The sequence below is a fragment of the Synechococcus sp. CS-1326 genome (genome assembly GCF_025128115.1).
Lineage (GTDB): Bacteria > Cyanobacteriota > Cyanobacteriia > PCC-6307 > Cyanobiaceae > Regnicoccus.
This window is the reverse complement of sequence record NZ_JAHLYV010000035.1, coordinates 162,167-182,255: the sequence shown is the minus strand read 5'-3', so window position 1 is coordinate 182,255 and position 20,089 is coordinate 162,167. Positions and strand designations below refer to the sequence as shown.

Sequence of the window (20,089 nt, the reverse complement as noted above, 5' to 3'; positions counted from 1 at the left end):
GGCTGTGATGATCCAGGGAACCCCAGAAGTCCAGGTCTGACCCTCCGTAGGCCGACACGACTTCCTGTCGTTGTCTTCCAGAAGATCTGTCGACCTGGATTGATGGGGCCGATCAGCTAAGAAGCCAGTGACCTAATACGAGCCTGGTCGAGAGGCCCCATCACAGTCCTGTCCGGCTTCCCAGCTGATCGCTCCTTCCCCACCACCATCAAGAAGCGATGGCATCATCGACCCTGGCACAGGTCTGCAAGGACCGAGCACCTGACGTCGTGATCGGCGTCGACACCCACAAGGACGTTCACGTGGCCGTAGCCCTGGCCCCCAATGGCGGCAGGCTCGGAGAACACCGAATCCCCACCACTCGCAAGGGATACGACGATCTGATCGTCTGGAGCGAGGAGTTTGGCTCCAACCCCGTCTATGCGATTGAAGGCACAAGCTCTTATGGGGCCGGTCTGACCCGCGAGCTTCTGGATGCGGGTTTCCCCGTCGTCGAAGTGAACCGAACGGATCGATCGGTGAGACGACGGCTCGGCAAGGACGATGCCATCGACGCTGAGGCGGCCGCAAGGGCATACCTGGCGGGTACAGCCACTGCCACACCCAAAACCGGGGCCGACCAGGTGGAGATGATCCGGATGCTCAAGGTGGCTAAGGATTCGGCCACGGAGGGCAAGACCCGTGCGATCAACCAGATCAAGGCACTCCTGGTGACGGCACCGGCGGCCCTGCGGGAGCGACTCGGGAACCTCACCCGGCGGCCGCTGATCGATGCCTGCGCCGCTCTGTGCCCCGGTGTTCTTGATAGGCCCATGGCAGCCGCCAAACGTGCACTCCGGACCCTTGCCCGCCGGATTCAATCCCTGGAGCAGGAGATTGAGGTGCTGCTCAGCGACCTCGATTCCCTTACCCAGGCTGTCTGCCCGGGGCTGCGCCAGACCTACGGCGTCGGCGTCGACAACGCTGCCACGCTGCTCGCCGCCGCCGGTGATAATCCGGAACGATTTCGCAGCGATGCAGGGTTCGCGGCGCTCTGTGGAGTCAGTCCGCTACCAGCCAGTTCGGGGAAGACGAATCGGCACCGGCTGAACCGGGGAGGTAACCGCCAGGCCAATGCGGCTCTGCACCGCATTGCCGTGGTGCGGCTCCGCTGGGATGGGCAGACCCAGTCCTACGCAGCACGGCGCACCGAGGAAGGCCTCTCGAAGCCCGAAATTCTGCGGTGCCTCAAACGGTTCATTGCCCGGGAGGTCTACCGAATACTGCTGGGTAGGCAACCGGTACGCACCAGAGGGACCTGAGAACCCCGGAGATCAGAAGCCCAGGCTCCCGCCAAGCAGCCCGCCCGCTCCGCCATTGCGGGCGGGCTGCTTGGCGGATTAAGAGCCGGCAGCTGCACCCTCTCGGAATCGGCAAATCTGTCTGCCAGGGGGATTGACATCTATACGAGCATCTTCTGCTTAGCAATAAGGCGAGAAGCAGTTGGAGGGCGAGATGCGGGCGCTGCTGCACAAGGCTGAGGGACTGCAGTGCGACAGCAGCCGCTTGGAGCAGTTTCGCAAGGCCAAAGCCGAACTGGAAGCAGCGGCTGCGGAACAAGAGTGAGCTGAGACTGAAACCAGTGGTGACGCTCAGGCTGGTATCTTTACTGAGGTACCAGCTTGAGCCTCCAAGCTACATCTCGATTCAATGCACAGCAACGAATTCGAGCAATCATTGCAAGTCGCTGGCTAGCACTGTAAAGGCAAAATCTCACAAGCAAAAATATGTTTAGGATCAGGTTAATCAATAACAATACAACCTGGGGGCGTCATTCGCAAACATCGACATGCCGTACGGCGACTTCAAGAATCGTTCTGATGGATAGCGCTTGCTTTTGCGATCTCAAGAGGTGAAAAGCATTGAACGATTGATTGCATGATGAAATTAAATTTGGCTAGATTTCCTGCATCAGTAATTGCAATTTATGACAGAAAGTTTTTTGCCAACATGATCATTCCATCATGAGAAAAAGTTCTTCACTATTTTGCTTCGCAACCCTACTTTGAGCGAAACCCGCTGAGAATCATGCTTCTTGATGAGGGCAATCCGCTCAGGGGTAGCTCGCAGATCCTGGCAACCCCGCCATCAAGCTGCCCATCTCCAGGGCCTGCAGCGCGTAGCTCCAGCCAAGGTTGCTTTTGATGCCGGCCCGCTCCAGGGCCTGCTGCATCGTGTCGGTGGTGAGCACGCCGAAGATCACCGGCACGCCGGTCGACCGGGAAACGGCTGCCACCCCCTTGCTCACCTCGGCGACGACCACATCGAAATGGGGGGTGTCTCCACGAATCACGGCCCCCAGGGTGATCAGCACCTGATAGCGCCCACTGGCCGCCAGTTTCTGGGTCACCAGAGGGATCTCAAAACTGCCCGGCACCCAGGCGACATCCAGCTGCTGGCTGGTGGGGCTGACATCAATGCCGTGGCGGGAGAGACAATCCAGACAGGCGCTCAGCAGCTTGCCGGTGACCAGGTCGTTGAAACGGCCCACCACCACAGCGATGCGGAGGTCACTGACATCGGTGAACCGACCTTCGAAAATCGTCAAAGGGACTCAGACCACGAAATAGCTCATGCCCCAGTTGAGCAGAACGAGCGCCACCCAGGCCGCTCCACCCAGCAGGATCAGGCGATTGGAGCGGCCGCTGTCCTCGCTGCTGGCGTACAGAACCGGCACCGCCACCACCAGCGCGAAAGACAGCACCACCAGGGCCAGAACGGTGAGGGTGTTGAGAATCTGCATGGGTCCTACAGGGGCCTAGACGGGCATTGGGGCGATCTTCCCACGCTGGACCGGCTACTGCGCGGCTCCCCGGCTGGATCCTTCACAACTTGTCGGGGCGGCGGGTCGCGGCGGCGGCCGGAACCGGCGCTCCGAGCCTCCTACGATCAGGCCCTCGGTGGAGGTGAAGCGTGGCGGCGGAAGCCCAGGAACAGCTGTCGCTGATTGCTGCTCCAGTCGTTCAGGGAAGCCTGTTCGGCCCCGCCGCTGTCCCATCCCAGGCTCCTGCCGAGCCCGATCCAGTCAAGCCAGATCCAGGTGACACCGAGCTCGACGACGCGGCCCTGATCGCCCAGGCGGCCGCCCGACCCCGAACGCGCCGGGTGATAGCCGATTCGGCAGCCGCTCCTGCCGGCAGTGCGGCACCTGCCACCGATGCCGACTCCGACCTGCCCGCCTGGCACCACCACAGCCTGGTCGATCCGGCGGCCCTGCCGCCGATGCTGCGTCACTATGTGACCCTGAAGCAAACCCACCCCGAGCGGGTGCTGCTCTACCGGCTCGGCGACTTCTTCGAATGCTTCTTCGAAGACGCGATCCGGGTGTCCCGACTGCTGGAGCTCACCCTCACCGGCAAGGAGGCCGGCAAGGGGATCGGACGGGTGCCGATGGCCGGCATCCCCCACCACGCCGCCGAGCGCTACTGCGGTGACCTGGTGCGGCTGGGTCTGTGCGTGGCCCTCTGCGACCAACTGGAAACCACACCGGCCAAGGGCGCTCTGCTCAAGCGGGAGATCACCCGGGTGATCACCCCCGGCACCGTGCTCGAGGAAGGAATGCTCGCCGCCCGCCGCAACAACTGGCTGGCGGCGGCAGTGGTCGAGCAGGGCCACTGGGGCCTGGCCATCGCCGATGTGAGCACCGGCGAGTTCAGGGTGAGTCAGCGGGAGGGCAGCGCCAACCTCCACCAGGAGCTGCTGCAGCTGGAGGCCGCCGAACTGCTCTGGCCGAGCGGGGAAACGTCGAACGACGGCCCCGCCGCAGCCTCCCCCAGCTGGTGCCCCGATGCCCTTCACCTCACCCGCCTGCCGCTCACGCCGTTCTCGGCGCCGGAGGCCCGCCGCACCCTGCTGGAGCGCTTCGAGCTGGCCAGCCTCGATGGGCTGGGCCTGGGCGAAGCCCCCCTGGCGCTGCGGGCGGCCGGCGGTCTGCTGCGCTATCTCGATGACACCCAGCCCGGCGAGGCGGACCCGGCCGGCGGCCAGAGGCCGGCGGTGGTGCCACTCGATCCCCCCACCCTCAGGTTCGCGGGCGATCAACTGGTGCTGGATGCCCAGACCCGGCGCAACCTCGAGCTCACCCGCACCCAGCGGGACGGCCAGCTGCAGGGATCCCTGCTCTGGGCCCTGGATCGCACCATGACCGCCATGGGCGGCCGTTGCCTGCGCCGCTGGATCGAGCAGCCGCTGCTTGATCTGGGCGCGATCCGGGAGCGCCAGAAGGGGGTGAGTGAACTGGTGGATCAGCGGCCGCTGCGGCTGGCCCTGCGGCGCCTGCTAAGGCCGATGGGTGATCTTGAACGGTTGGCCGGCCGGGCCGGCGCCGGCTCGGCCTCGGCCCGGGATCTGGTTGCCCTCGCCGATGGTCTCGAGCGGCTGCCCCGGCTGGGTGCCCTGCTGGCCTCGGCGACCAGCACCCCGTTACAGGTTCTCCAGCAGCCCGTCCCCGAGCTGGTGGAGCTGGCCGTCCAGCTGCGCCACACCCTGCTGGATCCAGCACCACTCAGCCTCAGCGAAGGCGGCCTGATTCACGACGGCGTCGATGCGCAGCTGGACGGCCTGCGCAACCAGCTTGATGATCACCAGGCCTGGCTGGCCGATCAGGAGGCGGCGGAGCGGCGCAACAGTGGCATCCCCACCTTGCGATTGCAGTTTCACCGGAGCTTTGGCTACTTCCTTTCAGTGAGCCGGGCCCGGGCCAAGGCGGTGCCAGACCATTGGATCCGCCGACAGACCCTGGCCAACGAAGAGCGCTTCGCCACCCCCGCCCTGAAGGCTCGTGAGGGCAGGATCCTGCAGCTGCGTGCCCGCGCCGCCCAGCGGGAATACGGGCTGTTCAGCGAGATCCGTGCCGCGGTGGGCGCTCTGGCCGCTCCGATCCGGGCCGCGGCGCGTCGGGTGGCCGCCCTTGATGCGATCACCTCCCTCGCCGAGGTGGCCGCTCTGGGTGGCTACTGCTGCCCCGAGCTCAGCGACGACCGCCGCCTGTTCATCGAGGCAGGCCGCCATCCGGTGGTGGAGCAACTGCTGGTGGACGAAGCCTTCGCCGCCAATGGCATCCATCTGGGCGAGCCAGGCCAGCCCGATCTGGTGGTGCTCACCGGCCCGAATGCCAGTGGCAAGAGCTGCTATCTGCGCCAGACGGGGCTGCTGCAGCTGATGGCCCAGATCGGCAGCTGGATTCCGGCCCGCTCCGCCCGGCTCGGGCTCTGCGACCGCATCTTCACCCGGGTCGGCGCCGTTGATGATCTGGCCACGGGCCAGTCCACCTTCATGGTGGAGATGGCCGAAACAGCCAACATCCTTCACCACGCCACCGATCGCTCCCTGGTGCTGCTCGACGAGATCGGCCGCGGCACCGCCACCTTCGACGGCCTCTCGATCGCCTGGGCGGTGGCCGAGCACCTGGCCGAGGGCCTGCGGGCCCGGGCCGTGTTCGCCACCCATTACCACGAGCTCAACGAGCTGGCTGAGCTGCTTCCGAATGTGGCCAACTTCCAGGTGATGGTCGAGGAAACCGGCGACCGGCTGCTGTTCCTGCATCAGGTGCGTCCCGGCGGCGCCAGCCGCAGCTACGGCATCGAGGCGGCCCGTCTGGCCGGCGTGCCGGCGCCGGTGGTGCGCCGCGCCCGCCAGGTGCTCGGCAGGATCGAGGCCAACAGCCATGTGGTGATGGGGCTCCAGAGCGCGGCCTAGGGCTGGCTTCGGGCCCGAACCAGCCAGGCGTGCCGCAGCAGCGCGTTCACCGCCGCCGCCACGAGGCCGGCGCCGCCCTTGCTGCCCTCCAGCCGGATCTGGGGCAGCTCGCTCTCGGCAAGCTGGCGCTTGCTTTCGGCCACACCCACGAAGCCCACCGGCATGCCGATCACCAGGGCCGGCACCCCTTCTCCCCTGCCGGCAGCCGCGGCGCTCAGCCGCAGCAGACGCTCCAGGGCGGTGGGGGCGCTTCCGACCAGCACCACCGCCCCTGGATGCTCCGCGATCGCCGCCGCCATGCCCTCGGCGGCGCGGGTGCCCCCCTCCGGCGCCTGGGGAGGTGCCCAGTCGAGGACGCAGCGCACAGGGTTGGCGAAGGTGCGCCCCGCCATCGGCGCCACCGCCGCCGCCGCCATGGCGGTATCGGTGAGGATCACGGCCCCGGAGGCCAGCGCCTCCATGCCCACCTGACAGGCCCCGACGCTGAAGCGCAGGTCCGGCACGATCGCCAGATCGCCACTGCTGTGCACAAGCCTCTCCAGCACGTCCTGTTCCACCCCGCCAGGACCGGCTGTCCCCAGCCGTTGGCGGATGATCCGAATGCTCTCGATGAAGATCGGGTGATCCACGGCCAGCCCTGATGCCGATCCATCTCTACTGGGGAGACGACGAAGCCAGCCGTAACAGGGCGGTGGAGTCTTTGATCGCAGCGGTGGTGGATCCCGGTTGGCAGAGCATCAACCTCACCCGCCTCGATGGCCAGGACCCGGCCCAGGCGGCCCAGGCCCTGAGCGAGGCCCGGACGCCACCCCTGGGGGGTGGTGACCGGGTGGTGCTGCTGCAGCGCAGTCCGTTCTGCAGTGGCTGCCCGGCCGAGCTGGCCGCGGTGCTGGAGGAGAGCCTGGGGCTGATCCCCGACCACAGCCACCTGGTGCTGATCAGCCCTGGCAAGCCGGATGCCCGGCTGCGCACCACCAAAGCCCTGAAGGCCGTTGCCCTGGAGCAGAGTTTTGCTCTGCCGGCGGTCTGGGATGGCAGCGGCCAGGTTGAACTGGTGCGTCGCACGGCCGAGGCGCTGGGCCACACGGTGGCGCCGGAAGCTCTGGAGGCCCTGGCGGAAGCGATCGGCAGCGACAGTGCCCGCCTCGCCAGTGAGCTGGAGAAGCTGGCGCTCTACTGCGGCCAGCGACCGATCGACCCGGCCGCCGTGGCGGCCCTGGTGGAATGCCACGCCACCAACAGCCTGCAGGTGGGCGATGCCCTGCTCGGCGGAGACCTGGGCAAGGCGATCAGCCTGCTCGATGCCCTGATCGCGGCCGGTGAGCCTTCGCTGCGGATTGTGGCGGCCCTGACCAGCCAGATCCGCGGCTGGCTGTGGGTGAGCCTGCTGGATGGCCAGGGGGAGCAGGACGTGACCGTGATCGCCAAGGCGGCTGGGATCGGCAACCCGAAGCGCATCTACGTGATGCGGAAACAGATCCGCGGCCGGCCGGCCGGCCGCTTCCTGCTGCTGCTCGGCCAGCTGCTGGAGGTGGAGGCGGCCCTGAAGCGGGGTGCGGAGCCCGGCGATGCCTTCCGCGATGGGTTCCTGGCGGCCTCCCCCCGATAATCAATCGATTAGCCCACCGTTGCGCGCAGACCGGGATGGCCCTGCTGGTACAGAAGTTCGGAGGCACCTCCCTCGGCAGCGTGGAGAGGATCCAGGCCGTGGCGCGGCGAATCGCGGCCAGCCGTGATGACGGCCACGACCTGGTGATCGTGGTTTCGGCCATGGGTCACACCACCGACGAACTCACCGGCCTGGCCCACGCCATCAACACCGACCCCCCCCAGCGCGAGCTGGACATGTTGCTGGCCACCGGCGAGCAGGTGTCGATCGCGCTGTTGTCGATGGCCCTCAATGCCCTGGGTGTGCCGGCGGTGTCGATGACAGGCACCCAGGTCGGGATCGTGACCGAATCGGCCCACGGCCGGGCCCGCATTCTCGAGGTCCGCACCGACCGGCTGCAGAAACTGCTCGAAGAGGGTCAGATCGTCGTCGTGGCCGGCTTTCAGGGCACCAGCTGCGGCAGCGCCGGCACTCCAGAGATCACCACCCTGGGGCGGGGCGGCTCCGACACCTCGGCGGTGGCCCTGGCCGCGGCCCTGGGGGCGGCGGCCTGCGAGATCTACACCGATGTGGCTGGCGTGCTCACCACCGATCCCCGCAAGGTGGACGACGCCCAGCTGATGGAGGCCGTGAGCTGCAACGAGATGCTGGAATTGGCCAGCCTGGGAGCCGCCGTGCTGCATCCGCGGGCGGTGGAGATCGCCCGCAACTACGGCGTGCCGCTGGTGGTGCGCTCCAGCTGGAGCGATGCCCCCGGTACCCGCCTGACCAGCGGCGCCCCCCGCCGGATCGGCAGCGGCGGCCTGGAGCTGGGCAAGCCGGTGGATGGGGCCGAGCTGGACGATCACCAGGCCGTCCTGGCCCTCACCCATGTTCCCGATCACCCCGGCGTGGCGGCACGGCTGTTCGAAGCCCTCTCCGCCGCCGGCCTGAACGTGGACCTGATCGTCCAGTCCACCCAGCAGGGCGCCACCAACGACATCGCCTTCACGGTGACCGACGATCAGCTTGTGGCTGCCACGGCCGTGTGCCGCGCCCTTCTGACCGACCTGGGAGCCGAGCAAGCCGGCCTGACCAGTCAGGGGGGCCTTGCCAAGCTCAGCATTTCCGGAGCCGGAATCATGGGCCGCCCTGGCGTGGCGGCCCGGCTGTTCGACACCCTGGCCCGCTACGGGATCAACCTGCGCCTGATCGCCACCAGTGAGGTGAAGGTGAGCTGCGTGGTGGAGGGCAGCCAGGGGGCGAAGGCCCTGCGAGCCGCCGCCGAACTGTTCGAGCTGCCGGACACCCAGCTGCGTCAGAACCCGGTGGCCTGCGACCTGGGAGACCCGGCCGTGCGTGGCGTGGCTCTTGATCAGAACCAGGCCCAGGTGGCCGTGCGCCATGTGCCCGATCGCCCCGGCAGCGCCGCGGCGATCTGCCGGGCCCTGGCCGATGCCGGGATCAGCCTCGACACGATCGTCCAATCGGAGCGAACCCATGGAAACGATGGCGGGCCGGCCGGCAGCGGACTCAGCCGCGACATGAGCTTCACCCTGCGCCGCGACGACCTCGGACGGGCCAGGCTGGCCCTGCAGCCGCTGCTGATCCAGTGGCCCTCAGCGGCCTTCGAGGAAGGGATCGCCATCGCCCGGGTGAGTGCGGTCGGAGCAGGCATGCCGTGCACGCCCGGTACCGCCGCCCGCATGTTCCGCGCCCTGGCCGAGGCCGGGATCAACATCGAGATGATCGCCACCAGCGAAATTCGCACAAGCTGCGTTGTGGGCGAAGCCGATGGGGTGCGCGCCCTCCAGGCGGTGCATGCCTGCTTCGGCCTGGGGGCTGCCTGCGTCGAGGCGGCCTGTTAGGTGCACTGGCTGCGCCACCGCCGCCTGCTGGCCCTGGCCGCCGGCTTTGACGCCCTGGGGGTGAGCCTGCTCGCCGTCTGGATCGACAAGGCACGCAACGGCCAGATCGAGCAGCAGCTTGGGCTCCTGGTGCTGATCGTGGTGATCTATTGGAGCCTCGGCTGGCTGTTCGGCTCCTACACCCTGCTGAAGGCACCGAGGCTGCGCTGGATTCAACTGCTGATCCGGGTGGGGCTGGCCGGCCTGGCCACGGTGATGGCTGGTGCCGTGCTGGGCTGGTTGCTGCAGGCGAGCCCCCAGGTCACCTTGCTGCACCGGGGAGCCCTGATCCCGCTGTTCGTGCTGGCGGCCACCTGGAGCGCCGCCGTGAGGATCGGCCTGCGGCGCCTCTCCCGGACAAACGGCCAGGGGCACTGGTTGATACTGGCCCACGCCGAAGAAGCGCCCTTGATCCGGCTCGAATGGGGCAGGCGTGGGGTCAGCGACCTGCCGAGAATCCTGAGCCTGCCGGCTTCGGCGCCACTGGAAGCCGGCCTCACAGGCCAGCAGAGCAGCCCCGGCGGGGTCGCCATCAGTCCGGCGGTCCTCGGCCAGGCCAACATCCAGGGCGGCGTGGAGACGGTGGTGGCACGCGGCTGGGCGATCACCACCCTGGCCCAGCTGGCCGAGCAGGAGCTGCAGCGCATACCACCCCGCTGGGTCGGCGACCAGTGGATGCTGTTCTCTGGCCGGATCGAGGGGAGCCGGGTCGGATTCGAGCAGCAGCTCAAGCGTTACGCCGATGTGCTGATCAGTCTGGTGCTGCTGGTGATCACCGCCCCGCTGATGGCGCTGGCAGCGCTGTTGATCAAGCTGGGCGATCGGGGCCCAATTTTATACCGCCAGCGGCGGACCGGCCGACTGGGGCAGTCGTTCGACGTGATCAAGCTGCGCACGATGGTGGCGGATGCCGAAACGGAACAGGCCGTCTGGTCGGAACCCAACGATCAACGCATCACGGCTGTGGGGGCCTGGCTGCGACGCACCCGCCTGGATGAACTGCCCCAGCTGATCAATGTCCTGCGCGGTGAGATGAGCCTGATCGGACCACGGCCGGAGCGGCCGGAACTGGAGGGGGAACTGGTGAGACGGATCCCCAACTATCGCCTCAGACACTGGGCCATGCCCGGCCTGAGCGGCTGGGCCCAGGTGAACATGCCATACACCTCAACCGTTGAGGATGCCGAGCTGAAGCTCAGCTACGACCTCTTTTACCTGCGGAACAGCAGCATCTGGCTCGACCTCCTGATCCTGTTCAAAACGATCAAGATCGTGCTCAAGGCAGCCGGCCGTTAACCGCCCATCTCCGGCCTCAATGGTTCCCGACCAATTTCTGGCGCAGCTTCTTGATGCGATCCCGAAACGTGCCGGCCTCCTCGAACTCCAGGTTCCTGGCCGCCGTCTTCATCTTCTCTTCAAGCTGAAGAATCAGCTCAGGCAGGGCATCAAGGGACACGTCATCCAGGAAGGCTCGGTCATCGACCACCTCAAGGGGATCGTCATTGAGACGACGGCTGAACTCCAGCGCAGAAAGAATGGAATTGCCGGCCCGCTTGCCGGCCGGGGAAGGGGTGATTCCGTGCTTCTCGTTGTAAGCGTGTTGAATGACACGGCGGCGCTCTGTTTCGGAGATCGCCCTGGCCATGGAATCGGTGAGGTTATCGGCATAGAGCAGCGCCCGGCCGCTGATGTGGCGTGCTGCCCGACCGATCGTCTGGATCAAGGAGCGCTCCGCCCGCAGAAAGCCCTCCTTGTCGGCATCAAGAATCGCCACCAGCGACACCTCAGGCAGATCCAGCCCTTCCCGCAGCAGATTGACGCCCACAAGGGCATCGAAGACGCCGTTGCGAAGGTCCTGGATGATTTCAATCCGCTCGATGGAGTGGATCTCCGAGTGGAGATAGCGCACCCGCAGACCGTTCTCGGCCAGATAATCGGTGAGATCCTCGGCCATCCGCTTGGTGAGGGTGGTGATGAGGCTGCGCTCGCCCCGATCGGCCCGCTGCCGGATTTCACCAAGCAGATCGTCCACCTGGCCCTCACTCGGGCGCACCTCCACCACCGGGTCGAGCACGCCGGTCGGCCGGATCACCTGCTCGGCGATCTGGCCCACGCTCTGCTCCAGCTCCCAGCTGCCCGGGGTGGCTGACACGAAGATCGTCTGGTGAGCCTTTCCCCAGAACTCCTCGGCTTTGAGCGGCCGGTTATCGGCGGCGCTGGGCAGCCTGAAGCCATGGTCGATCAGAACCTGCTTGCGGGCCCGGTCGCCGTTGTACATCGCGTGGAGCTGGGAGCAGGTGACGTGACTCTCATCCACCACCAGCAGCCAGTCGTCGGGGAAGTAATCAATCAGGCACTCAGGGGGAGTGCCCGCCGGCCGGCCGGCCAGATGACGGGCATAGTTCTCGACCCCATTGCAGTAGCCGACTTCCTTGAGCATCTCCAGGTCGTAGGCGGTGCGCTGCTCCAGTCGCTGGGCCTCCAGCAACTTGCCCTGGCTGTAGAGCTCATCAAGCCGCAACCGCAACTCATCGCGGATCGCAGCAACGGCGGCCTCAAGCCGATCCTTGGGGGTCACGAAGTGCTTGGCGGGATAGATGTTCACCGTGTCCAGGCTCTGCAGGATCTCACCGGTGGTTGGATCCACATAACGGATCGCCTCCACCTCGTCCCCGAACAATTCAATCCGCACCAGCCGGTCTTCGTAGGCCGGACCGATTTCGAGCACATCTCCCTTGACCCGGAAGCGACCTCGGCCAGGTTCCACATCGTTGCGGGAATACTGGTTGTTGACCAGCTCCCGCAGAGAACCACGCAGATTGAGCGTCTCTCCGACCTGGAACCTGACAGCGGCCTTCAGATATTCGGAAGGAATTCCAAGCCCATAAATACAACTGATCGAGGCCACAACGATCACATCGCGCCGCTCAAAAAGCGAACGGGTGGCCGAGTGTCGCAGCATGTCGATCTCTTCGTTGATCGAGGCTGTCTTGGCGATATAGGTATCCGAAACCGGCACATAGGCCTCGGGCTGGTAATAGTCGTAATAGGAAATGAAATATTCAACGGCGTTGTTGGGGAAGAATTCCCGCAGCTCATTGCAGAGCTGGGCCGCCAGGGTCTTGTTGTGGGCAAGCACCAGGGCCGGTCGGCCGGTGCGGGCGATCACATTGGCGATCGAGAAGGTCTTGCCGGTGCCGGTGGCCCCCAGCAGGGTCTGGAAACGCTCGCCACCCTCTACCCCCTTGGTGAGAGCGGCGATGGCGGAGGGCTGGTCTCCTTTGGGCTCGTAGGGCGCCTCAAGCTGGAATCGGGCCATGCCCGTCGGGAATCAGGCGAAGCCTGAACAGGAGAAGCCGGATTCTAAGAAGGGTTTCAGGCCACGGCGCCACCCACCAGCGCCGCAGCACGGGTGAAGGCCACATCAAGACCCAGCAGGCGCAGGATCACGGCACTGAGCACGCTGTAGACCAGAGAGCCCAGGATGGCGCTCACCAGGCCGTTCTTGAGCCGGAAGCCCTGGATCAGCCAGGCCGCCAGAGCAAACAGAACGATGCTGATCAGCCAGTTGAACAGCAGCGACACCGGGCTGATCAGGCCACCCAGGGAGGTAACGGCCCAGACGGGACCGAGCAGCAGCTTCAGGGGCCAGATCAGCAGGGTGCCGAGCAGGCCGATCACCACCGCTGAGATCAGAGCCGTGGTGAAGTTGGCCATCTCGACCCCAAGGGGGAGGGCCGCCACGATCAACAGCACTAGGGCGCGGATCGGCCACTGCAGCAACCAGACAAGAGCTCCCATAAACCCAACAATCAACTCCTCAAGATTAGGCAGGAAAGTCAATCCCCTCGACCGATGACCCCGCTGTCTCCACGGACTGTCATCTCCCCATCCAGGGCAGGCGGCGCGGCTCCTGCTGGTGCCGCCAGGGCCTCTTTGAGGCTGCGCACCACGGCCACCATCGCGATCTCATCCGTGAGCCGATTCACAGCGGAACCGACGCCGACGCCGCTGGCCCCAGCGGCGATCGCCATCGGCACCGTCACAGCCGACAGGCCGGAGGCGCAGAGCACGGGAAGCGGGGCGCCGCACCACTGCAGGGCCCGGCTGATCGCATGGGCGGCGGCCAGGGTGGGGGCGGCCTTTTCAATCAGCCCCAGGGCACCGGCGCTGAATGGGCGGGCACTGGTGCCTCCCTCCGTCTGGATCAGGTCGGCGCCGGCGGCCACCAGGTCCACAGCCAGCTGCTCCTGCTGATCGATGGGCAGCACATGGGGCACGGTGACGGAGAGCACCACATCAGGCAGCAACCGGCGCGTTCTGAGCGTCAGGGCGATCACCTCCTCAGCGCCGAAGCGGCGGCCCAGCGGATAGAAAGCATCGAAATTGCCGATCTCGACGATCGTCGCCCCGGCGGCCACGGCGGCAGGGAAGAGCTCCGGATCCACTGCCGAGGCACAGATCGGCAGGCCCGAGACGCTGGCCGCGAGGGACACCAGCTCAGGAGTGCAGGCGACATCGATCAGGTCAGCACCCCCGGCGGCTGCAGCCCTGCTGATCCGCTCCACAGAAACCGCATCGTGGTTGGTGAGTCCGGCGATCACCTTCAAAAGCTGCCGTGAGAGCAGCGCCGCCTGGAGTTCGGCAGGCAGGCTGGAAAGACGCGACATCGACGGACGGAGCAGTTGGAAGCGATTCTCCCACCCGAAAGCACAGGGGAGCCGGACACCCGCCATCCCCCGAAGCCGCCCTGGGGTCCGCTGCACCAGAAGCTGCATCAGGAATTGGTGCACCGTCCCAGCCTGCTGCCGGCAGGCGAACGACTGCTGCTGGCGGTCTCAGGGGGCCAGGATTCGATGGCCCTGACCCGCTTGCTGCTCGACCTCAGTCGTTTGCACCACTGGGAGCTGCAGCTCTGGCACGGCAACCATGGCTGGCGGCCTGAAGCCGCCGACCAGGCTGCGGAACTGGCCGCCTGGTCGGCCCAGCAGGGACTCCCCATCCATTTGGAGCAGGCAGAGCCAGCACCCGGGAGCGAAGCCGCGGGGCGTTCCTGGCGCTACGCACGGCTGCTGCACTGGGCCCGACAGCTGGGAAGCCAGCATGTGCTGACAGGCCACACCGCCACCGATCGGGCCGAAACGGTTCTGCTGAACCTGGCCCGCGGAACCCACCGGCGTGGACTGTGCAGCCTGCGCCGCCACCGTTCCTTCGGGGCGGGCCGCTGGCTGGTGCGGCCCCTGCTGAGCCTCAGCCGGGAAGAGACAGCGGCCTTCTGCGCCGCCTGGGAGGTGCCGGTCTGGCTCGACTCAGGCAACGACCAGTTGCGCCACAGCCGCAACCGGATCCGTCACCAGGTGATCCCTGTGCTGGAGGACCTTCATCCAGGTGCCAGCCGCCGGATCAGCGCCCTGGCCGAGCGCCTGGAGCAGGATTCGCTCGAAGAACTGCTCGGGCTGGCCCTGGAGCGGTTGGTGGATCCAGCCGCGCCGAAGCGGCTGAGCCGGGGGGCCCTGAGCACCTGCTCCAGCAGTTGTCAGGACCTGCTGCTGCACCATTGGCTGGAGCAGCAAACGGGCCGCAAGCTGTCCTCAAGGCCGGTGGAGCTGCTCAGCCAGCGCTTGCGGGAGCGGCCGGAGCCTGGCAGCCTCGACGTTGGCGGGGGCTGGCGGCTGGAATGGCAGAAGGACACCCTTCTGCTGCTTGAGCCGGACAACCGATCCCCTGCCACGCACCGGCACCCACCACCCAACGAAGACAATCCCTCCGATGGCTGAGCCCACCGATCCTGGCCTGTTCGATCAGTCCGAACGATTCGATCAGGCCTACAGAGAAGTGGAGCTCTCCTACAGCGAGGGGCGCTTCCAGGAGGCCCTGCAGCAGGCCGATGTCCTGCTGGAGCAACACTCTCCAGGTGAGGGCGATCCCCGGACCGAGCGGCTGAAACTGATCCTCGGCCACATCCACCTGCATGGCCTGCAGCAGCCCGAGCGCGCCATCGGCCACTACCAGAATGTTCTCGACACCGGCAGCACACCCACCTACCGCGACCTGGCCGAGCAAGGCCTGAGCCTCTGCCAGGACGCGATCGCCCGGTCGGCCACCATCCTGCCGGCCGGCATGACGGACAGTGCCAGGGCGGGAATCGCCTCACCGGCGATGCCCTGGTTGCTGGAGTCGGGCTCCGGCCCCTCTGGGCAGAATCTGGATTTCTCGATCGAACCGGTTCGGGTCGAGGAGCTGATCTTCACCGCACCCGCCGCTTCGAAGGGTCCGGCAATGGCGCAACCCTCCCAGACCAAAGCCTCCCTGGCCGTTGATCCCCTGGCGGAGGCTGAGCTGGCCAGGGGGCTGCTGAGGGTGGTGCTGAGCTGACGCTCAGCCTGCGGCCGTTGAGCGGCGGCGGCGCACCCGGTTGGCAGGCATCTCCGGCTCTTCCGATGGGGCGGCGATCACGGCAGCGGCGATCACCGGTGCCTTGGTCACCACAGCCGCCACCGCAGTGGTGGCCGGAGCCGGCTCGTTGCGAGGTCCGACATTGCGGATCACTTCACGGCTGGTTTCGCGACCACCCTGCCGGCCAGAGCGACCAGCCGGACGGGTATCCGGCTCAGCATCGGCCCGCCCCTTGTAGGCGGGTGTGCCAGCGGGAGCCGGCTGAACCAGACAGATGATCAGGGGTTCCACCTGCAATTCGCGACGCAGTCGCCGCTGCAGCCCCACTTCGATCTCCCGCTGGACACCCACCCAATCCACCTCCGGGGCGGTGCCACCGGTCTGGCGGCAAAGCTGGTTCCAGCGGTTTTCGAGCACCCAGCCGATCTCACGCTCAGCCCAGATCGAGAGCTTGCGGGCATCGGCCGTGGTGACCACGCCGCGGAGGTTGACCCGTGGTGGCGCTCCCATCACACCGTCGGTGCTGATCACGGTGAGCAGGGTGATCACACCATCTTCCGCCAGTTGCTGGCGTTCCTTGAGCACCCGGGCATCGACGATGCCGTTGCGGGAGGCATCGAGCAGTTCGATACCCGCCTTGACCGGATCCCCCTTGCGGATCGAATCAGGGGTGAGCTCCACCACATCACCGTTATCGACGATCAGGATGTGATCAGCCGGCACACCCATCGACTGGGCGGTCTTGGAATGGCAGACCAGCATGCGGTGCTCGCCATGCACCGGTACGAAATACTTCGGCCTGGTCAGAGCCAGCATCAGCTTGTGATCCTCCTGGGAGCCATGGCCGGATACATGGATACCTTCTCCTTTGCCATAAACAACCTTGGCACCGAGCATCATCAACCGATCAATCGTGTTGACCACGGAGATCGTGTTCCCGGGAATCGGGCTGGCTGAGAAGATGATCGTGTCAGTGGACTTGACCTGCACCTGGGGGTGCTCGGATCGGGAGATGCGGCTGAGGGCAGCCAGCTCCTCACCCTGGCTGCCGGTCATCAGCAGGAGGGTTTCACGATCGGGCAGGTCACGGATCTGCTTGATTGGCACAAACAGATCATCCGGGCAGCGGATATAACCAAGCTCGCGGGCCTTGGCGATCACATTGAGCATGGAACGGCCGAGCAGGCCCACTTTGCGACCATGCTTGAGCGCCAGCTCGAGAATCATCGAAACCCGGTGAACCGAACTGGCGAACGTGGTCACGATCACCCGGCCTTCTGCGCTGGCGAAGTGGCGATCGAGATTGGGAAACACCGCCCGTTCAGGGGGGGTGAAACCTGGCAGTTCGGCGTTGGTGGAATCACTGAACAGGCAGAGCACCCCCTGCTCTCCGTAATGGGCCATGCGCTGGATGTCGAAGAATTCGCCATCCACAGGAGTGTGATCGAACTTGAAGTCGCCGGTGAACACAATCACACCAACAGGGGTGGTGATGGCCAGGCTGAAGCTGTCGGCGATCGAGTGGGTGTTACGGATGAACTCCACCTGGAAGTGCTGTCCCACCTTGACAACATCCCGTGGGCTGACGGTCTGGATCACGGTGCGGTCGGTGACCGCCGCCTCTTCCATCTTTCCCTGCAACATCGACATGGCCAACCGCGGGCCATAGATCACGGGAATGCTGAAGTTCTTGAGGTGATGGGGGATGCCACCGATGTGATCCTCATGTCCGTGGGTCACGATCATGCCCCGGATGCGCTTCTGGTTCTCGCGCAGGTAGCTGGTGTCAGGCAGCACCACATTGACGCCGTGCATGCCATCGCTGGGAAAGGCGAGGCCGGCATCGACGAGCATCAGATCATCGCCGTACTCGAACACACAGGTGTTCTTGCCGATCTCATGGAGGCCGCCGAGGGGAATCACCCTCAGGGTGGGCTTGGTGCCGTTGGTGGTAGTGCTCATGGGTTGGAACATCCGGGGTGAATCCGGGGAGGGGAAAACTGGAGGGGCCTGAAGCAGAGATCTCCGGGCCAGGGTGCGCCGGAGGTGAGCCGTGGCGTCAGGTGGGACGCAGGGCAGCCAGGGCGGTGGTCAGGCGGTCGCGCACGTCGCTGTCGGCGGAAACAAGAGGGAGGCGGGGGGAACCGACGGGCCAGCCCTCGAGCTCCAGAGCCGCCTTGACGGGAATCGGATTGGTGGTGGAGAACAGGGCCCGGCAGAGGGGCAGCAACCTGTCATGCAGGGCCAGGGCGCCAGGGTGGTCGCCGCCCAGAAAAGCCTGGATCATCTGCTGGATCTGGCGACCGACCAGATGGCTGGCCACGCTCACAACCCCGACCGCTCCGACGGCGAGCATCGGCAGCGTGAGGGCGTCATCACCGCTGTAGATGGCCAGACGGTTCCCGCAGAGCTGGCGAAGCCGGCTGACCTCATCGATGCTGCCGCTGGCCGCCTTGAAACTCACCACATTGGGGAGGTCCATCAGGCGGGCGGTGGTTTCGGCCGAAAGGCTGCAGCCGGTGCGGCCTGGAATGTTGTAGAGCATCACCGGCATGGTTGGAGCCGCCATGGCGATCGCTCGGAAATGGGCTTCCAGCCCCTCCTGGGGAGGCTTGTTGTAATAGGGAACCACCACCAGCGCACCATCCGCTCCCTGGTCCTGCGCCTGGCCGATGGCCTGGACCGCCTCAGCGGTGCAGTTGCTGCCTGTGCCGGCGATCACCAGGGCCCGCTCCCCGACCGCCGCCTTCACCGTGGCAAGCAAATCGTGCTGTTCCTCCCAGCTCAGCGTGGGGGATTCACCGGTGGTGCCACAGACCACCAGGCCATCGGAGCCATGGTTCACCAGGTGCTCGGCCAGACGGCCGGCCTGGAGAAGATCCACCGATCCGTCGGCGGCGAAGGGGGTGACCATCGCGGTGACCACCCGCCCGAATGGAATGGTGGAGCTGGAGAGGACCGCGTTCAAGCAACACCTCCCAGCGACACGGCAGACAGGGAGGGAATCGCCTGAGCCGGCTCCAGCAGCAGTTCAGCGATCTGGATGGCATTGAGCGCAGCCCCCTTGCGGATCTGATCTCCGCAGAGCCAGAGCTCCAACGCCCGGGGGTCGCTGATGTCCTGACGGATGCGGCCGATCGCCACGGGGTCGCGACCGGTCACATCGGTTGGCATCGGGAAGCGATTCGTCGCGAAGTCCTCGATCAACTCAACACCCGCCGCCGCCGCCAGCAGATCCCTGGCCTCCTCGACCGGAAAGGGTTCCGAGAAAGCGATGTTGACCGCCTCGGAATGGGCGCGCAACACAGGAACCCGCACACAGGTGGCCGTGAGCCGCAGATCAGGCAAGCCAAGGATCTTGCGGGTTTCATTCACCATCTTCAGCTCCTCCTCGCAGTAGCCATTGGGCTGCAGAGGCGAGTTGTGCAGAAAGAGATTGAAGGCCAGGGAATGGGGCAGCACCGCGCTGATCGGATCACCACCGTCGAGCACGGTGCGGCTCAGCTGCCGCAACTCCTCCATCGCCCGGGCACCGGCTCCGCTGGCGGATTGATAGGTGCTCACGACGACCCGCTCGATCGGCCGACGCGCCTGCAACGGTGCCAGGGCCAGGGTCAGCAGGATCGTGGTGCAGTTGGGATTGGCAATGATTCCCTGATGGGAAGTGGCGGCCTGGGGATTCACCTCCGGCACCACCAGAGGAACGAGCGGATCCAGGCGAAAGGCGCTGGAGTTGTCGATCACCAAAGCCCCTGCCGAAACCGCAACGGGGGCCCACTGCCTGGAGATCGAGCCACCGGCCGAAGCCAGCACCAGATCCACTCCCGCCAAGGCTTCGGTCGTCACCGCCTGCACCCTCAGTTCCCGGCCCTGCCAGGAGATGAGCTGACCGGCGGAACGTGGCGAGGCAAGCAACCGGAGTTCCCCCACCGGAAACCGACGCTCCGCCAGCAGGGCCAGCAACTCCTGGCCAACGGCACCGGTGGCGCCGAGCACGGCGACGACCAGGGGCCGCTGGGGCAGGAACGGGGAGGGCGAAACGGAGGACAACGGCAGCGAAGAGCTAGGGCTTGAGCTTGGAGTTGGGCTTGGAGTTGGGCTTGGCGGCAGAGGATCGGATCCGACGTCTGGAATCAAAGGTGTTGGATCAGAAGCGTTGAAGCGGAACCAGGAAGCTGATACGCAACTTGATTGATTCGGAAATCAGCTTGCGGGACGTTGAGGCTGGCGATCAGGACTGTTCCGATCGATGGGTGGATTGCCTGGCGCAGGAGCGAGGGAGGTCCAGGGAGAAAAAGAAGAGCTGGCCTGAAATCAGAAACGGCAGGGTGAAGAAATGAAAGTGAAAAAACTGAGGATCGGCTTCTTGGAGGCTGGCTTCTCTTGAGAGCCAGTAAGCACTGTTCCTGGAAGTGATCCTGGAAGCGTGGGGACCCAGCGGAGCCGGACCTCACATTTTGTT

Annotated in this window: 16 protein-coding genes; 7 read left to right on the top strand and 9 right to left on the bottom strand. The window is 65.8% G+C overall.

Annotated elements, in window-relative coordinates:
* Positions 1-218 precede the first annotated feature (218 nt).
* Positions 219-1,301, top strand: a complete 1,083-nt coding sequence (locus KQ307_RS14745) for an IS110 family transposase (protein ID WP_259728394.1) — start codon at positions 219-221, stop codon at positions 1,299-1,301.
* Between the two features lie 791 nt (positions 1,302-2,092).
* On the opposite strand, the gene ribH is transcribed toward KQ307_RS14745, so the two are convergent.
* Together ribH and psbZ are read right to left on the bottom strand one after the other, a co-directional pair.
* Positions 2,093-2,587: a 6,7-dimethyl-8-ribityllumazine synthase gene (gene ribH, locus KQ307_RS14740; protein ID WP_259728393.1), complete on the bottom strand. Its 495-nt coding sequence runs from the start codon at positions 2,585-2,587 to the stop codon at positions 2,093-2,095.
* Between the two features lie 6 nt (positions 2,588-2,593).
* Positions 2,594-2,782, bottom strand: a complete 189-nt coding sequence (gene psbZ, locus KQ307_RS14735) for a photosystem II reaction center protein PsbZ (RefSeq protein ID WP_259702564.1) — start codon at positions 2,780-2,782, stop codon at positions 2,594-2,596.
* 170 nt (positions 2,783-2,952) lie between these two features.
* Between psbZ and mutS the strand changes: the two genes are divergently transcribed.
* Positions 2,953-5,736 (top strand): DNA mismatch repair protein MutS, encoded by a 2,784-nt coding sequence (mutS, locus tag KQ307_RS14730; protein ID WP_259728392.1) that lies wholly within the window; start codon positions 2,953-2,955, stop codon positions 5,734-5,736.
* On the opposite strand, the gene KQ307_RS14725 is transcribed toward mutS, so the two are convergent.
* Positions 5,733-6,365 (bottom strand): precorrin-8X methylmutase, encoded by a 633-nt coding sequence (locus KQ307_RS14725; protein WP_399235143.1) that lies wholly within the window; start codon positions 6,363-6,365, stop codon positions 5,733-5,735. The two genes, mutS and KQ307_RS14725, sit on opposite strands and share 4 nt — an antisense overlap.
* Positions 6,366-6,376: 11 nt before the next feature.
* On the opposite strand from KQ307_RS14725, the gene holA reads away from it, so the two are divergent.
* From holA to KQ307_RS14710, 3 genes are read left to right on the top strand one after another with little or no spacing between them, the layout of a single operon-like run.
* A complete protein-coding gene (gene holA, locus KQ307_RS14720) occupies positions 6,377-7,345 on the top strand; it encodes a DNA polymerase III subunit delta (RefSeq protein WP_259702567.1) in 969 nt (322 codons plus the stop codon).
* Positions 7,346-7,380: 35 nt separating this feature from the next.
* Positions 7,381-9,192, top strand: coding sequence for an aspartate kinase (locus KQ307_RS14715; RefSeq protein WP_259728391.1), 1,812 nt, complete (start codon positions 7,381-7,383; stop codon positions 9,190-9,192).
* On the top strand, positions 9,193-10,527 hold the full coding sequence (locus KQ307_RS14710; protein ID WP_259728390.1) for a sugar transferase: 1,335 nt from the start codon (positions 9,193-9,195) through the stop codon (positions 10,525-10,527).
* Positions 10,528-10,543: 16 nt separating this feature from the next.
* Here the strand turns inward: KQ307_RS14710 and uvrB are convergent, their stop codons facing one another.
* The 3 genes from uvrB to KQ307_RS14695 are packed head-to-tail and all read right to left on the bottom strand — an operon-like array spanning position 10,544 to position 13,901.
* Positions 10,544-12,550 carry an excinuclease ABC subunit UvrB gene (gene uvrB / locus KQ307_RS14705; RefSeq protein WP_259702570.1) on the bottom strand — a complete coding sequence of 669 codons (2,007 nt, stop codon included), beginning with the start codon at positions 12,548-12,550 and terminating at the stop codon, positions 10,544-10,546.
* A gap of 56 nt (positions 12,551-12,606) precedes the next feature.
* Positions 12,607-13,032, bottom strand: coding sequence for a phage holin family protein (locus KQ307_RS14700; protein WP_259702571.1), 426 nt, complete (start codon positions 13,030-13,032; stop codon positions 12,607-12,609).
* Positions 13,033-13,070: 38 nt separating this feature from the next.
* Positions 13,071-13,901 carry a DUF561 domain-containing protein gene (locus KQ307_RS14695; protein ID WP_259702572.1) on the bottom strand — a complete coding sequence of 277 codons (831 nt, stop codon included), beginning with the start codon at positions 13,899-13,901 and terminating at the stop codon, positions 13,071-13,073.
* Between the two features lie 15 nt (positions 13,902-13,916).
* Here KQ307_RS14695 and tilS point away from each other — a divergent pair, with 15 nt between their 5' ends.
* Both tilS and KQ307_RS14685 read left to right on the top strand, forming a co-directional pair.
* The gene (tilS, locus tag KQ307_RS14690) at positions 13,917-15,008 is read left to right on the top strand and encodes a tRNA lysidine(34) synthetase TilS (protein WP_259728389.1); all 1,092 of its coding nucleotides are present in this window, start codon (positions 13,917-13,919) and stop codon (positions 15,006-15,008) included.
* Entirely contained in the window at positions 15,001-15,606 is a 606-nt protein-coding gene (locus KQ307_RS14685) for a hypothetical protein (protein WP_259728388.1), read from the top strand. The genes tilS and KQ307_RS14685 overlap by 8 nt, the downstream gene beginning before the upstream one ends.
* Positions 15,607-15,609: 3 nt before the next feature.
* On the opposite strand, the gene KQ307_RS14680 is transcribed toward KQ307_RS14685, so the two are convergent.
* The 3 genes from KQ307_RS14680 to KQ307_RS14670 all read right to left on the bottom strand — a co-directional run bounded on the left by KQ307_RS14680 (position 15,610) and on the right by KQ307_RS14670 (position 19,683).
* Positions 15,610-17,589, bottom strand: coding sequence for a ribonuclease J (locus tag KQ307_RS14680; protein WP_259702575.1), 1,980 nt, complete (start codon positions 17,587-17,589; stop codon positions 15,610-15,612).
* Between the two features lie 97 nt (positions 17,590-17,686).
* Positions 17,687-18,595: a 4-hydroxy-tetrahydrodipicolinate synthase gene (gene dapA / locus KQ307_RS14675; RefSeq protein WP_259702576.1), complete on the bottom strand. Its 909-nt coding sequence runs from the start codon at positions 18,593-18,595 to the stop codon at positions 17,687-17,689.
* The gene (locus KQ307_RS14670) at positions 18,592-19,683 is read right to left on the bottom strand and encodes an aspartate-semialdehyde dehydrogenase (protein ID WP_259702663.1); all 1,092 of its coding nucleotides are present in this window, start codon (positions 19,681-19,683) and stop codon (positions 18,592-18,594) included. Before KQ307_RS14670 ends, dapA begins: the two co-directional genes overlap by 4 nt.
* Between the last annotated feature and the right edge of the window lie 406 nt (positions 19,684-20,089).

Excerpts from the sequence above, each read along its gene's own strand:
- psbZ (WP_259702564.1), bottom strand. The coding sequence starts at position 2,782 with ATGCAGATTCTCAACACCCTCACCGTTCTGGCCCTGGTGGTGCTGTCT.
- holA (WP_259702567.1), top strand. The coding sequence starts at position 6,377 with ATGCCGATCCATCTCTACTGGGGAGACGACGAAGCCAGCCGTAACAGG.
- KQ307_RS14715 (WP_259728391.1), top strand. The coding sequence starts at position 7,381 with ATGGCCCTGCTGGTACAGAAGTTCGGAGGCACCTCCCTCGGCAGCGTG.
- KQ307_RS14745 (WP_259728394.1), top strand. The coding sequence starts at position 219 with ATGGCATCATCGACCCTGGCACAGGTCTGCAAGGACCGAGCACCTGAC.
- KQ307_RS14700 (WP_259702571.1), bottom strand. The coding sequence starts at position 13,032 with ATGGGAGCTCTTGTCTGGTTGCTGCAGTGGCCGATCCGCGCCCTAGTG.
- KQ307_RS14695 (WP_259702572.1), bottom strand. The coding sequence starts at position 13,901 with ATGTCGCGTCTTTCCAGCCTGCCTGCCGAACTCCAGGCGGCGCTGCTC.
- KQ307_RS14680 (WP_259702575.1), bottom strand. The coding sequence starts at position 17,589 with ATGAGCACTACCACCAACGGCACCAAGCCCACCCTGAGGGTGATTCCC.
- uvrB (WP_259702570.1), bottom strand. The coding sequence starts at position 12,550 with ATGGCCCGATTCCAGCTTGAGGCGCCCTACGAGCCCAAAGGAGACCAG.
- KQ307_RS14685 (WP_259728388.1), top strand. The coding sequence starts at position 15,001 with ATGGCTGAGCCCACCGATCCTGGCCTGTTCGATCAGTCCGAACGATTC.